General features: G+C 62.2%; 12 protein-coding genes. 9 read left to right on the top strand and 3 right to left on the bottom strand.

The genetic code is table 11. The features are described 5' to 3' along the window. Positions 1-115: 115 nt before the first annotated feature. Entirely contained in the window at positions 116-1,474 is a 1,359-nt protein-coding gene (locus CCR95_RS17195; protein ID WP_201096562.1) for a transposase, read from the bottom strand. A gap of 189 nt (positions 1,475-1,663) precedes the next feature. On the opposite strand from CCR95_RS17195, the gene modD reads away from it, so the two are divergent. Further along, complete coding sequence (gene modD, locus CCR95_RS17190; protein WP_201096560.1) at positions 1,664-2,527, top strand: ModD protein; 864 nt, start codon at positions 1,664-1,666, stop codon at positions 2,525-2,527. Here the strand turns inward: modD and CCR95_RS17185 are convergent. Then, positions 2,511-3,041: a hypothetical protein gene (locus CCR95_RS17185; protein WP_201096558.1), complete on the bottom strand. Its 531-nt coding sequence runs from the start codon at positions 3,039-3,041 to the stop codon at positions 2,511-2,513. The two genes, modD and CCR95_RS17185, sit on opposite strands and share 17 nt — an antisense overlap. A 446-nt stretch (positions 3,042-3,487) precedes the next feature. On the opposite strand from CCR95_RS17185, the gene CCR95_RS17180 reads away from it, so the two are divergent. From CCR95_RS17180 to CCR95_RS17155, 6 genes are all read left to right on the top strand, one after another. Beyond that, positions 3,488-4,618: an efflux RND transporter periplasmic adaptor subunit gene (locus CCR95_RS17180; protein ID WP_242523307.1), complete on the top strand. Its 1,131-nt coding sequence runs from the start codon at positions 3,488-3,490 to the stop codon at positions 4,616-4,618. After that, positions 4,615-7,713, top strand: a complete 3,099-nt coding sequence (locus tag CCR95_RS17175; protein WP_201096556.1) for an efflux RND transporter permease subunit — start codon at positions 4,615-4,617, stop codon at positions 7,711-7,713. The genes CCR95_RS17180 and CCR95_RS17175 overlap by 4 nt, the downstream gene beginning before the upstream one ends. Before the next feature lie 4 nt (positions 7,714-7,717). Then, a complete protein-coding gene (locus CCR95_RS17170; RefSeq protein WP_201096554.1) occupies positions 7,718-8,914 on the top strand; it encodes a Bcr/CflA family multidrug efflux MFS transporter in 1,197 nt (398 codons plus the stop codon). A 13-nt stretch (positions 8,915-8,927) separates the two neighbouring features. After that, positions 8,928-9,617, top strand: a complete 690-nt coding sequence (locus CCR95_RS17165; protein WP_201096552.1) for a Crp/Fnr family transcriptional regulator — start codon at positions 8,928-8,930, stop codon at positions 9,615-9,617. Positions 9,618-9,814: 197 nt separating this feature from the next. Beyond that, positions 9,815-10,006: a YgaP family membrane protein gene (locus CCR95_RS17160; protein WP_201096550.1), complete on the top strand. Its 192-nt coding sequence runs from the start codon at positions 9,815-9,817 to the stop codon at positions 10,004-10,006. Positions 10,007-10,307: 301 nt separating this feature from the next. Next, positions 10,308-11,396 (top strand): GGDEF domain-containing protein, encoded by a 1,089-nt coding sequence (locus CCR95_RS17155; RefSeq protein WP_242523306.1) that lies wholly within the window; start codon positions 10,308-10,310, stop codon positions 11,394-11,396. 16 nt (positions 11,397-11,412) lie between these two features. On the opposite strand, the gene CCR95_RS17150 is transcribed toward CCR95_RS17155, so the two are convergent. Further along, positions 11,413-11,940: a TIGR00645 family protein gene (locus CCR95_RS17150; RefSeq protein WP_201096545.1), complete on the bottom strand. Its 528-nt coding sequence runs from the start codon at positions 11,938-11,940 to the stop codon at positions 11,413-11,415. Positions 11,941-12,269: 329 nt separating this feature from the next. On the opposite strand from CCR95_RS17150, the gene CCR95_RS17145 reads away from it, so the two are divergent. Continuing rightward, the gene (locus CCR95_RS17145) at positions 12,270-13,913 is read left to right on the top strand and encodes a tetrathionate reductase family octaheme c-type cytochrome (protein WP_201096543.1); all 1,644 of its coding nucleotides are present in this window, start codon (positions 12,270-12,272) and stop codon (positions 13,911-13,913) included. Continuing rightward, positions 13,913-14,566, top strand: a complete 654-nt coding sequence (locus CCR95_RS17140) for a cytochrome b/b6 domain-containing protein (protein WP_201096541.1) — start codon at positions 13,913-13,915, stop codon at positions 14,564-14,566. The genes CCR95_RS17145 and CCR95_RS17140 overlap by 1 nt, the downstream gene beginning before the upstream one ends. The last annotated feature ends 32 nt before the right edge of the window (positions 14,567-14,598 follow it).

The raw sequence follows: 14,598 nt of genomic DNA, 5'->3' as shown, positions 1-14,598 counted from the left end.
CTAGCAGCCTGTCGGACTTGAGCGTTCGGATTGGCTGAAAAAGACAATCAAGAGGCTATTTTCCTCGAAAATAGCCTTTTTTCGGCCAAAAAGGCATTTTTCCTACGAATTTCCCTTACTGCAGGCGCAAGACAGCCATGCGTTTGAGGTTCCACGCCAGGCAGACCAGGTTCCATTCGTTGCGCACGTTGTCCAGACCGCGCGTGAGAAACTGACGAAATCCCATCACCGATTTGATGATGCCGAACACCGGCTCAACGGTCTGCTTGCGCAGGGCATCAGTCGCACGGCCCTTGGGGGTCCGGAGCCGATGGACCATTCGCTCAACGGGCGTGGCCTCGGGTGGCGGAGCCGGCGGATTCGCGAAGCGCTCCGACCAATGGGGATGGTGTTCGTCGCGTTGGATGGCGATCAGCGGTTCGATGCTGGCGCTTTCGCAGGCGACCACGTTGGCCTCACTGAAGAAGCCGGTGTCGGCGGTCAGTTGCTTGGGCGGGGGAAGGTCTTCGGGAAGCGCGGCGAGGCGCTCCAGCATCGGGGCGATCTGTTGCTTGTCGTTGGTCGCCTGGGTGACCTGCGGAATGACCACGAGCAGGCTGGCGGTCTCGACCAGCGCTTGGGCGTTGTCGCACTGTTCGAAGCCGCCACCGGCGACCGGCATGATGCGGGACTCCTCATCCGTGAGGTTGATCTGGTCGTTGGGACGCGGACCAGGAGTCGGTGGCGCGGGCGGTTTGCCACTTGGTTTGCGGCCACCGGCGGTTGCTTTGGCCGCCCGAGCGGCGAGTTTGGCCTCATGGTCGGCCTGCTCGCGGGTAAAGCGTTCCGCCGCCCGGGCTTCGATCTTGACTTTGGCGGCGGCGATGGCGGCCAAGCGATCCTCGCGGCGTGTGAGTTCTTCGGGCAGGCTCATGCCGTCGGGGAGGTTGGCGCCATCGGCCGCTTCGGCCAACGCCAGCCGTTCCTGGACCTCGGCCTTCAGTTGCACTTCGAGCGCTTCCGCGTGCCCAGACGACAGCGCGCTGTGGCGGCTGGCATTGGCGTGAAGCTTGGTCCCGTCCAGACTGACCGTGCCGAAGCGGCTGAGCTGGTTCTCGCGCGCGACCTGCAGCACCTGGACAAAGACCGCTTCGAACTCCTGGGCGAAACGCTGGCGGAAGGTCGCGAGGGTATCGTGGTCGGGATGGCTGTTCGCGGCGATGAAACGAAAGGCCAAGGAATCATACGTGGCCCGCTCGATCTTGCGGCTGGAAAAGCCGCCGGTGGCATACCCGTCGATCAAGAGCGACAGCAGGGTGGCGGGGTGATAGGGCGGACTGCCGCGCCCAGCATCGGCCCGCTCCAATTCGCTCAGGTCCAACCCTTCCACCACCTCGACGACGTCGCGCGCCAGATGCCCTTCGGGCAGCCAATCCTGCACCGACGGTGGAAGCAGAAAGTCGACATCACGCAGAATCGGACGGAAGTGGCTCATCGGCTCAGGCATCCCAGGGGTGATGCGCCTATTCTACCGGCGGCAGTGCCGCGCGGCACCGGGAAAGTCCGACAGGCTGCTAGAGCATTTTCATGATCTCGCCCGTGATCTGGACAACGTCCAGACTCGGTCCGGCAGGCTGCTAGAATGTATCTCCCTGCTCGTTCCGGAGCCCTACAGGAAGATTCGATGATTGCAATGACGCCCCCGGTCCTCAGTGACCATGAACTGCATCGGTTGCTCGCCGAGGATGTGCCTTTCGGAGATCTCACAACCGACTCGCTCGGTATCGCTGCGCGTTCTGGGAAAATTCGCTTCTTTGCCCGTGACCCAATGCTGGTTTGCGGGGTCGAGGAAGCGGTTCGCCTGTTCGAGTTATGCGGCGCGCAGGCCAAGATTCACGCCGCTTCAGGCAGCGATGCGCCAACTGAAACCTTGTTGCTGGAAGCGAGCGGTAGAGCCGATGCCTTGCATCGTGGCTGGAAAACCGCTCAGACCCTAATGGAATGGTGTTCGGGGATCGCCACCAGTGCCGCGGCCATCGTCGCCGCGGCGCGGTTAGGTCATCCGAATGCCATGGTGGCCGGAACCCGCAAGAACGTCCCTGGAACCCGCCGGCTGGCCGCCAAGGCTTTTCGGGCCGGCGGCGCGGTGATGCACCGCATCGGGTTATCGGAATCCATCCTGATCTTCGCCGAGCATCGTCTGTTTATTGGCCAGGAACGCCCCGCCGAGACGGTTGCGCGGCTGCATCGCCAATGCCCGGAAAAACGCGTGGTGGTCGAGGTTGCCAATCTGGAAGAGGCCCTTGCCTGGGCCGACGCGGACGTGTTGCAACTGGAGAAATTTCCGCCTCCAGCGGTGGCCGAGGTCGTCGCCGCGCTCGCCGCGCTTGGCTCGACGACCCTGGTCGCCGCCGCTGGAGGTATTCATGCCCGCAATGCCGAGGAATACGTTCGCGCTGGCGCGCGACTGCTGGTGACCACCGCTCCGCATCTGGCGCAGCCGCGCGATGTTCAGGTCCGATTTGAATCGTTCAATAGCCAAATCTGATCCTTAAAATTTCGGTGCCATTTCCGGACGAGATAAACATGTTCGCGATCGCGTTGCCCGCGGCAAGCCCGTATGCGTTCGCCAGGGCACCCGAACCGTTGGTCACCGAGCCTGTCCACGCAAGCACGACGTCACCTGTTGTCGCGGTGGTTCCGCTCGTCAGAACCACCGCCTGACCATACACATCCAACGTCCCAATTCCATCGATCGTATTCACGGCGGTCATCCCAACCTCATTGTATACGTCATTGAATTGCAGGGGCGGATGCCAGAGAGTCGTTGCTCCGGAGACACTGCCGATCCGCTGCCCATCAAGCAGTATGTCTCCCTCGAAGGCATAACCCTGGATCCAGTTGGGATCGCCCTCATGGCCAGCCATAAACACTGGGGCCACGCTCGTAAAGACCTTTTCAAGTACATACTCCGTCTCTCCTGTCGCAGCAGCGATTTGCGGAAAGCAGGATGCGAGACCGAGAAGCATCACGGCAACGCGTAGCAGGATTGGACTTTGCATCTGAGTACCCTAGTTTTTTATCCTCGCGTATCAAGGAAGGAGATAGACCGAATCAGTTCGGTCTCTTGAGCCCTGGACGAAAGACCAGGATGATCGGAGATCGATCCCTCGCCACATAACTATAGAAGCGATACAGTGGGCTCGCAGAATGAAAGCATGACCCGCATCAATTGATGGAATTTGTATAATCAAATAAAAAACATACACTTAAATGATTTCCAGAAAACCGATCTGCCATGCCTTGGACATCGCCCCGGGTTCTCGGCAGCCGCCCGACGTGAACGGCGTACCAACTGGATAAATCGCCCGCCACCCTATCTCACCGTTTTGCTTTCTGTCTGGCGTGAAGGCGCATGGATGATGTCCGCGCCGAAGTGGAGCGATCCATCGCGCCGCCGATCGCACCGATCCGCCCCCTGTTGACGAGGTTGTACGAAATACGCTCTATGAATCAAAGCCTGTCGCTGTATCCCAAGCGCTTTGCCCCGACCTTTCTCGTCGCCATGATCGCGGTCCAAGGCGCACTCGCCCTGCCCGAAGCAGCGCTCGCCGAGGGATCCGATCAGCCGGCCATCGCCGCCCTGACGGTGACGACCACCCTCCCCCGCCACGACGACTGGCCGCTCGCCATCCCGGCCAGCGGCAGTCTGACAGCCTGGCAGGAGGCGGTGATCGCCGCCGAAATCGGTGGCTTGAGAGTGATCTCGCTGACGGCTGACGTGGGTGATCAGGTGCGGCGCGGGGATGTCCTGGCGGAGCTTTCGCAGGCGTCCGTGCGCGCCGATCTGGCACTTGAACAGGCGCGTGTCGAACAGGCGCAGGCCGCGCTCTCGGAGGCCCTGGCCAATGGCGAGCGGGCGCGCAACCTGGCCGGCCGCGCCACGCTGTCCGAGCAGGAAAGCAAGCAATATCTGGTGGCCGAGGAGACCGCGCGGGCGAACCTGGCCGCCGCCGAGGCGCAGCTCAAGGGGCAACAGATCCGCCTCGATCAGACCCGGATTCGCGCCGTCGACGATGGGGTCATCGCGTCGCGCACCGTGACCCTGGGCAGCGTGGTCCAGGCCGGTACCGAGCTGTTCCGGCTGATCCGCCAGAACCGCATCGAGTGGCGCGCCGAGGTGATGGCCGAGCAACTCGCGCGCATCCAGCCCGGTCAGGCCGCGCGCATCCGACTCGGCGAAGACGTCTCGCTGGACGGCGTGGTACGCCTGCCGGCGCCGACCTTCGATCCGACCACCCGTCTGGCGCTGGTCTATGTCGACCTGCCCGACCCTGGCGCGGCCCATGCGGGTGACTTCGCGCGCGGCGAGATCATCGTCGGTCAGGCGCCGGCGCTGACGGTGCCCGAATCTGCCGTGGTCCTGCGCGACGGCAACCGCTATGTCTTCGAGGTCGGCGACGACCAGCGCGTGATCCAGCGCAAGATCGGCACTGGCCGCCGTGCCGGGAATCGCATCGAGATCGTCACCGGACTTCCGAACCCGGCACCGCTGGTCGAATCCGGCGGCGCCTTCCTTAACGATGGGGACAGTATCCACGTCGTCCCGGCCGATCCGCTCACGGCGGGTCGGCCATGAACGTCTCCACCTGGTCGATCCACAACCCGGTCCCCGCGATCCTGCTGTTCGGGCTGCTGACCCTGCTCGGGTTCATGGGCTTCCGCGCGCTCGGAATCCAGAACTTCCCGGATATCGAACTCCCCACGGTCACCGTCACCGCTCGGCTGGAGGGTGCCGATCCGGCCCAGCTCGAAACCGAGGTCGCGCGCAAGATCGAGGATCAGGTCGCGACCCTGGGCGGCGTGCAGCATATCCGCACGACGTTGAACGACGGCAGCGCGACGCTCCGGATCGAGTTCGATATCGGCATCCCGATCGAAACCGCCTTGAACGATGTGCGCAACGCCGTCGACAGCGTGCGCGCCGAACTGCCCCAGGACATGACCGATCCGGTGGTCTCCAAAGTCACAACCGCCGGCGGCGCCATTCTCACCTTCACCATCGACTCCGAGCGTCTGGACGAGGAGGCGCTGTCCTGGTTCGTCGACAACGAGATCGGCAAGGCGCTGCTGGCCGTCCAGGGCGTGGGCGCGGTCAAACGGGTCGGCGGGGTCGATCGCGAGGTGGCCGTCGATCTGGATCCGACCCGGATGGCCGCGCTCGGGGTCACGGCGGCGGACATCTCGGCGCGGCTCAAGCAGATCCAGCAGGACGCCTCGGGCGGACGCGGCGATATCGGCGCCAGCGTCCAGTCGGTGCGCACGCTCGGCGCGGTGCACGACATCGCCGAGATCGCCGCGCTCGATATTCCCTTGACGGGCGGTCACAGCGTGCGGCTCGATCAGATCGCCCATGTCCACGACAGCATCGCCGAGCGCTCCGCTTATGCCCTGCTCGACGGTCGGCCAGTGGTCGGTTTCTCGGTGACCCGACTGAAGGGTGCGAGCGAAGTCGCGGTGGCCGCGGATGTTCGTCAGGCAGTGCAAGCGCTGGGCGAGCGTTTTACTCAGGTCCGGATCGAGGAAGCCTACGACACGGTCGCGGCCGTCGAGGACAATTTCAAAGGCTCGATGGAACTCCTCTACGAAGGGGCCATTCTCGCCGTGCTGGTGGTCTGGTGGTTCCTGCGCGACTGGCGCGCGACCCTGGTTGCCGCCGCCGCCCTGCCCCTCTCGGTGATCCCGACCTTCGCCGTTATTCACTGGTTCGGCTTCAGTCTCAACGCGCTGACCCTGCTGTCGCTGGCCCTGGTGGTCGGCATCCTGGTCGACGACGCCATCGTCGAGATCGAGAACATCGTGCGCCATCTGCGCATGGGCAAGGGGCCGATCCAGGCCGCGATCGAGGCCGCCGACGAGATCGGTCTGGCGGTCATCGCCACCAGTCTGACCCTGATCGCGGTCTTCCTGCCGACCGCGTTCATGGGCGGGGTGCCCGGCAAGTTCTTCCGCGAGTTCGGCATCACTGCTGCGATCGCGGTCTTCTTCTCGCTGGTGGTCGCGCGCATGCTGACCCCCATGATGTCGGCCTATCTACTCAAGTCGCATGACGCCGGACCCGACGACGGGCGCCTGATGCGCGGCTATCTTGTCGCCGCGAACTGGTGCCTCGGGCATCGCAAGACCACGCTGACCGCCGCCCTCCTCTTCTTCGCCGGCTCGCTGGCGCTGGTGCCGCTGCTGCCGACCGGTTTCATGCCGGCGGCGGATCGCAATCAGACCGCAGTCAAGATTGAACTGGCGCCGGGCAGCACGCTGGAGGAGACGCGCCGCGCGGCCGAGGCGGCGCGTGCGCTGCTCGCACCCGTCGCCGACATCACCCGCGTCTTCACCACCGTCGGCTCGGTCGCCGGCTCCGGCCCCTTTACCGAGGGCGGCAGTAGCGACGTGCGCAAGGCGTCGCTGACCATCCTGCTGAAACACCGGCACGACCGACCGCGCAAGCAATCCGCCATCGAACAGGAATTGCGCGAGCGTCTGCGCGAACTGCCCGGCGCGCGCATCTCGGTGGGTCTCGGCGATGTGGGCGAGCGTCTTCAGGTGGTGCTGGCCGGAGACGATCCGGGTCTGCTCGATCGCACCAGTCAGCTTGTGGAACGCGATCTGCGCACCCTGAAAAACATCGGCAACGTCACCTCCAACGCCAGTCTGCAACGCCCCGAGATCCATGTGGAGGTGGATTTCGCGCGCGCCGCCGATCTGGGCGTGACCACCGCCGCCATGGCCAGCGCGATCCGGATTGCTACCGCCGGCGATTTCGAGGTGCAACTGCCCAAGCTCAATCTGCCCGAGCGGCAGATCCCGATCCGGGTACGCCTGACCCCCGAGCTGCGCGGCAATCTGGACGCCCTCGCGCAACTGCGCCTGCCCGCCTGGTCGGGACAGGTGCCCCTGAGCGCCGTGGCCGAGTTGCGTCTGGGAAGCGGCCCGGCGCAGATCGACCGATTGGATCGCAACCGCAACGTGACCATCGAGGTGGAACTGGCCGGACAGACGGTCGGTCAGGCGCTGGAGCAGGTCGATCGTCTGCCGTCGCTGCAACGCCTACCGCCGGGCATTAGTCGGCCCGCTTCGGGCGACGCCGAGCGGATGGCGGAGGTCTTCGGCGGTTTCGGTTCGGCGATGCTGACCGGTATTCTTTTCATCTATATCGTGCTGGTGCTGCTGTTCCACGACTTCCTGCAACCGGCGACCATCCTCGCCGCACTGCCGCTCTCGGTCGGCGGGGCCTTCGCCGCCCTGCTGCTGACCCACAACAGCTTTTCGCTGCCATCGGTCATCGGTCTGTTGATGCTGATGGGGATCGTCACCAAAAACTCCATCCTGCTGGTCGAATACGCGGTCAAGGCGCGTCTTGAAGGTGGCCTGGAGCGCACGGCGGCCCTACTGGACGCCTGCCACAAACGCGCCCGTCCGATCCTCATGACCACCATCGCCATGATCGCCGGCATGGTGCCGATCGCGCTCGGCCTGGGCGCCGAACCGAGCTTTCGCTCGCCGATGGCCATCGCCGTGATCGGCGGTCTGCTGACCTCCACGCTGCTGTCGTTGCTGGTGATTCCGGTGGTCTTCACCTTCGTCGACGATCTGGTCGGGCTTATCCGGCGGGCGGGACACTGGATGCAGCGGGCGAATCATGGCGGCCCGAAGATTCGGCCTGAATCCGGCGGTTGATCCAATGCCCATTCGCCCCGCACTCCTGATCGCGCTTGGGCTCCTGGCCGGCCTGACGCCCTTCGCGATCGATCTCTACCTCCCGAGTCTGCCCTCCATCGCCCGCGATCTGGCCTCGTCGATCGAGCTGGCGCAGATCAGCGTGACCGTCTATCTGGCGGTCTTCGCCGGCGCTCAACTCTTCCTCGGACCGCTATCGGATATCCTGGGGCGGCGCCTGACCATCGGGGGCGGACTGGCCCTGTTTCTGCTGGCGGATCTGGGTTGCGCGCTGGCGCCGAGCATGGAGTGGCTGCTTGCGGCGCGCGCGGTACAGGCACTCGGCGGCGCGGCCGTGGCGGTGACCATCCCCGCGCTGGTACGGGATCTCTACGAGAAGGACGACTATGCCCGGGTCATGGGGCTGGTCATGCTGGTCATGTCCATGGCCCCCTTGGTGGCGCCGACCGTGGGCTCGCTGATCATCGGTCTGGCAAGCTGGCGGGCGGTCTTTCTGGCGCTCTTTGTCATCGCCTTGATCGCTGCCCTGCTCTTTTTTCGGCTGGTGCCCGAAACGCTTCACGCGCACCATCGTCATGACTTCGATCTCGGCCTGATCCTGCGCAACTATTGGCGGATCCTGCGCCATCGGGTCGCGCTGGGTTACCTGCTGACCGCCGCCGCCAGTTTCGCCGGCATGATGACCTTCATCGTGACTTCGCCCTATGTCTATATTCAGCTCCATCAACTGCCCGCTACCTGGTTCGGTCCTGCCTTCGGCGCGAACGTCGCGCTGGGGATGGTGTTTTCCTTGCTGAACGCGCGCTTCGTGACACGTCTGGGGGCCGATCGACTGCTGCGTTGGGGCCTGAGCGCGCAGGGGGTGGCGGGCGCCCTGGCGCTGCTTTTCCTCATGATCGGCGAGACGCCCTTATTGGCGATCGTGGCGATGGCGGCACTCTATCTCGGCATGACCGGGGTGGTGCTAGGCAACGCCATGGCAGGCTTCATGTCCTTCTTTCCCAAGACCGCAGGCACCGCCTCGGCCTTCGCGGGCGCGACCCGCTTCGGCGCCGGCGCGCTGATGGGCACCCTGGTCAGTCTGCTGCACGACGGCAGCGCCGGACCGATGCTGCTCGGCATGGGCGTTTCGGGCCTGCTGGGGGTGGCGGCCTTCGGGATCTTGTGCCATGGTTTCCGCTCTATCCCACTGCCGCGTTGAGACATCCACCAGAATGATCCAGGATATCAGCCAGCAGCGACGCCTGATCGAGCGCTTTGCGTTTCTGAGCGACGGCGGCACGGCACTGCGCGAGCCCTTTTTCGCGCAGGCAAAAGTGGCGACACTCCCGGTCGATCACATCATCTGTCGTGACGGCGGCCAATGCTCCCAACTCGCGCTGGTGCTCGCGGGGACGGCGCGTATCTACAAACTCGGCGAGAATGGCCGCGAAATCACCCTGTACCGGGTCGAGGCCGGTCAAAGCTGCGTGGTGACGGCGTCATGTATCCTGAGCCAACGCCCCTTTCCCGCCTTCGCCGTCTGCGAGACCGAAGTCGAGGCCGCCGTGGTCTCTCAAGCCGACGTACAACGCTGGCTGACCTCCTCGTCGCACTGGCGCGATTTTATCTTTGCTCAGGTAGCCGAGCGCATCGGCGAGGTCTTCTCGGTCTTGGACGCGGTGCTATTCCAACCGCTGGATCAACGACTCGCGGCGCTTTTGCTGCACCGTTTCGGAAGGTCGCGACTAGGCGCCTCGCCGGGCGGGATCCTGTATGTGACGCATCAGGAGTTGGCCGTGGAACTCGGCTCGTCGCGGGAAGTGGTGACACGGATGCTGAGGGAATTCGAACGCGCCGGCGCGCTGCTGACCGGACGCGGTCAAATCGAACTTCTCGATCCGAGCATCCTGGAAGCGCGTTGACAGAACCCGGTGCCCACCATCGTCAACACATAAAGTTGATCGCCAGGATTGCCGTACCGGGTTTTTCTGCTACCTTAAGCGATGCATGGTTATCGCTTGTGACAATGTCACAGAGCACAACGAGAGACTCTGATAGGCTGACAACTTGTCGACTGAAGTCAAATCGACAATCTCCACACCACAACAGGATCCTTCACATGAACATGCCCAAAAACATCGGCGACACTGATCGTAACATCCGTTTTATCGCGGGCGGTGCGATCATTTTGTTTGGCCTGTTTTACACCATTTGGTGGCTTGGTCTGATCGGTCTCGTGCTGATCGGCACGGCATATCTGCGTTCGTGCCCGGCCTATATGCTCATCGGTATGGATACCAACAAGAAGTAAACGGCTGACCGAAACCGGCCTTTCAAGACGCGCCGCGATCATGCGGCGCGGATTTCAATTCTCCGCTCGGGACAACCTGCTGTTATCGCGACCTGCCGTGTGCCCCTGCACCGCGTCCGCGTCAGGAAATCCTCGGTTCTCGCCTTTCTCTTTCGTGTGATTTCCGATTCGCTACTCGTCGGCGCCGCAACGAAGCGGTAATCTTCCAATTCTTGTACCCTTGAAATGGATTGGAAGACGCATGGATCATCGTTCGATACGCAAACAGGGCCTTATCGAGCCCAACGATCGGATCGACCACTTGCCGATACCCGCTGATGGCGGCTCATGCGCGCCAGGTTTTGAGCAGGCCGCGCTGGAACAATTGGCCGTGACCCTGCGCGTTTGGGGCCAGTATGCTTTCGATCTGGACGAGATCGATGCATCAGCCATTCGCGAGCAAATTGAACACTGGGTGCGAAATTTGCTGGTGGCCCGTTCGCCAGCGGAGACCCTGTCGAGCAGCCGGAATGCCGAGCCAGGCAACGCGAACCCTTGCGATTGGGCGGGGCTGAGCGAATTCGTCACCCGCATGCGACGTCGTGAGCAAAACTATGTGAATCGGCAGATTTTGGGCACGCGCCAGGTGATGGGCGATTTCGTGCAAACCCTGGGGCAGATCCTGGCCGAGGATCAGGAAGAGCAGACACGGGTCACCAGCATCATCGGCAAACTTCGCTGCGCGATCGAGAGCAACGCGCCGGTGGAGACCCTGAGCCAGGAAGCGATTCACGCCATCGATTTGATCACGCATATCACCCAGGAGCGCGAGCAGCGGCATCAAGTCATGCTCCATCATTTGACGACCAGGCTACAAACGTTGCGCGGCGAATTGGATGCCGCACAGCGGGAGATGGAACTGGACTCGATGACCCGCCTCTATAATCGCAAGGCTTTCGATACACAGATGGATCGGGTCTTCGAACTCAGTCAACTCTCCGGGCAACCGGCGTGCCTCATGATGGTCGATGCCGATTTTTTCAAAACGATCAATGACGGATTCGGACACCCCGTCGGCGATCTGGTGCTGCGGCGGCTGGCGAATTGCTGCGCCGAGGCATTTCCGCGCAAAACGGATTTTGTCGCGCGCTATGGCGGCGAGGAGTTCGCGGTCGTGTTTCAGGACACCTCGCTCAAGACGGCGATCCAGCTCGGCGAGCGCCTGCTTGACGCCGTGCGTGCGATGACGATCGAGCACGAATCGGTGATTATCCGCATCACGATCTCGATCGGTCTAGCCGAAATCGATCCGCATGCGAGCGCCGGCCAGTGGCTGCGCGCGACCGACAGCGCGCTTTATCGGGCCAAAAGCAATGGACGCGATCAACTCGCCTGCCAGACGGCAAGCTGATCAGCGAAACAGTCGCTTAATGCGCGTCTTCCTTGACACCATGATCGCGATGGGAGGCAAAAGACATGCGGTCCAGTACGCCCATCAGCAGGGCCGACACCACGAAGGTCAGGTGGATGATGACGTACCACATCAGCTTGTCGTTCGGGACATGGGGGATGTTGACGAATTCCTTGAGCAGATGAATCGAGGAGATGGCGACGATCGATGCCGCCACCTTCAGCTTGAGCGTGCCCGAATCCAGTTTCCCCAGCCAATCCAGCTTGTCGTCGCCCTCGCGCACGTCGATGCGGGAGACGAAGTTTTCGTATCCGGCAAACATCACCATCACCACCAGACTGGCCACCAGCGACAGGTCGATCAGCGACAGAATCATCAGAACCATATCCGATTCGGCCGTCTCAAGGATGTGCCTGAACAGGTGATAGATCTCGTGAAAAAAGATGAAAGCGATCGCGATCAGGGTGAGCGATAAGCCGAGATAGATCGGCGCCAGTAACCAGCGGCTCGCATAGAGCGTGCGTTCGATAATGCGTTCCAGCACGGAATATCTCCAGGTATCAGGTATCGGGGGTGAGTGATGTGATTCCGCGACGGCGGATCGCCGTTCGAACCAACGAGATAAGCCGCGCAAGTGTCCGGACCTTCGTCGGTCGCGTCAAGTTGGCGAAGTACCGCGAGGCGCATGGCCGCCGTTTGGATCCCGACGACACCCTGACTTGTCGATGACCGACATACAGAAGCGGTCGCCTTGCCGCAAGTCATGGAAACCGAGAGCGATTGATAGCAGGATGACGCGGCTTAGACCGCAGACTGGCGACCGCAGGTTCATTGATCGCCCAGCCCGGTCTTTCAGAAATTGGAGCACATTCCATGCGATCCACACTCGGATTTCTCCTGGCCCTGGTGCTGGGATTTTTTACGCTAACCTCGATACAAGCCACGGCGGACAACTGGCCGACGCCGCCCGCCACGGTCGCGCCAGTCCCTCCGCAGATCTCCGGTCCGCTCACTGGCGGAACCGCCGACCACAGCAAATTCGAGGCATTGAAACAGCCATTCGCCTCGGGTCCGGAAGTCACCAAAGCCTGTCTAAGCTGCCATACCGAAACCGGGCAGCACTTCATGAAAAATATCCACTGGACCTGGGAGCGCCGCAACCCGGATACCGGTCAGTTGCTCGGCAAGAAGCATCTGGTCAATAACTTCTGCACCAATGCCCGCGGGAATGAAGGGATGTGTGCCCAATGCCACGCCGGTTACGGCTGGAAGGACGAGAACTTCGACTTCAGCGACGAGACCAACATCGACTGCCTAGTCTGTCACGACACCACCGGCACCTATTACAAGACGCCAAACAGCGCGGGAAGCCCGGCCTGTTCGGTCATGTTCGAGGGTAAACCCGCCATCGATCTGGCGCTGGTGGCGCAGAGCGTCGACCTGCCCGAACGCGCCAACTGCGGCACCTGTCACTTTAACGGCGGCGGCGGCGATAACGTCAAGCACGGCGATCTGTCCTCTGCGCTGAAAAACCCGCCCCGCAAACTTGACGTGCACATGGGCGTGGACGGGCTCAACTTCGCCTGTACCGCCTGTCATGTCACCAAATCGCATGTCTGGGCCGGCAGTCGCTACGAGATTGCCGCCAAGGACCATGAAGGCGTCGGCAAACCCGGTCAGCGTCGCGATGTCGCCACCTGCGAGTCCTGCCATGGTCTCGAACCGCATCCGGTCGATTCGCTCGCCGCCTTCAAGCGCAACGACCATGTCTCCAGCGTCGCCTGCCAGACCTGTCATATCCCGGAATTTGCCCGCGGCGGCGTCGCCACCATGACCGATTGGGACTGGCGCACCGCTGGCAAGACCCGCAACGGCGAGGGTTATCACGAACACGGTTACACCCAGGGAAACGGCGAGCACCGCTACACCTATAAGTCGATCAAGGGTGACTTTACCTACGGCGAAAACATCGTGCCACTCTATCGCTGGTTCGACGGGCAGATGAACTACACCACCATCGACACCAAATTCGATGTCAACCAAGCCGTCGCCATTAATGACTTCAGCGGTTCGCGCGAGGATGGCGATTCACGCATCTGGCCGTTCAAGCAGATGCGCACCTGGCTACCCGCCGATCTCGGGAACGGCACCCTGGTCTATACCCACCTCTGGGGCGAGGACGAGGACTCCTACTGGGGCAATTACGACATGGGCAAGGCCATCGAGCACGGGATGAAACAATTCAATCTCCCCTACTCCGGTCAGTTCGGTTTCGTCGAGACGCTCTCCTACTGGCCGATCACGCACATGGTCGCGCCCAAGGAAGACTCGCTGTCTTGCGAAAGCTGTCATGCCGAAAAGGGTCGACTAGAAGGAGTGGAAGGGATCTACCTGCCGGGACGCGATCACAATTACTGGGTGGATCTGCTCGGCATCCTGGCGGTCGCCGGCACCCTGCTCGGCATTCTGATCCATGCCCTGATCCGTCTTTTCTCGCCCAAAGGAGCAAAACATTGATGGCCACGCGCCGCGTCAAGATTTTCAGCCTGTTCGAGCGTTTCTGGCACTGGTCGCAGATGCTTCTGATCATGTTCCTGATGATTACGGGTTTCGGACTGCACGGATTCCATGATCTCTTTGATTTCGAGGACGCGGTCACGTTGCACACCCTCGCTGCCTTCGCGCTACTCCTGCTCTGGGCCTTCAGCATCTTCTGGCTGTTCACGACCCGCAACTGGCGTCATTTCATCCCGACCGTCAAAGGGATGTGGGGAGTGCTGCGCTTTTATATCCTCGGCATATTCAAGGGTGAGCACCATCCCTACCGCAAGGCGTTCTGGCGCAAGCACAACCCCTTGCAGGCGCTCACCTATCTGATGCTCAAGATTGTGTTGTTCCCGCTGATCTGGGGCTCGGGGTTGATCTATCTATTCTATTTCCTGTGGCGGGACGTACCCCAGGCGACCCAATGGCTGGAGGGCGTGGCCCTGGTGCATACCGCAGCCGCCTTCACGATCCTGACCTTCGTCATCATCCATGTCTACATGCTGACCACCGGACACTCGTTTCGCGAGCACATCATGCCGATGATCAACGGCTTCGACGAGGTGGATCTGACTCCGGAGGAAGAAGCCTATCTGCAGAACGACGAGCCGGAGAATATTCGTTAGGAGGGGAGTCTGAAAACGGCTTCAGGCAGCGC

Source organism: Thiocystis minor (genome assembly GCF_016653465.1).
Taxonomy (GTDB): domain Bacteria; phylum Pseudomonadota; class Gammaproteobacteria; order Chromatiales; family Chromatiaceae; genus Chromatium; species Chromatium minus.
The sequence above is the reverse complement of the archived record's forward strand: the minus strand, read 5'-3'. Positions and strand labels throughout refer to the sequence as shown.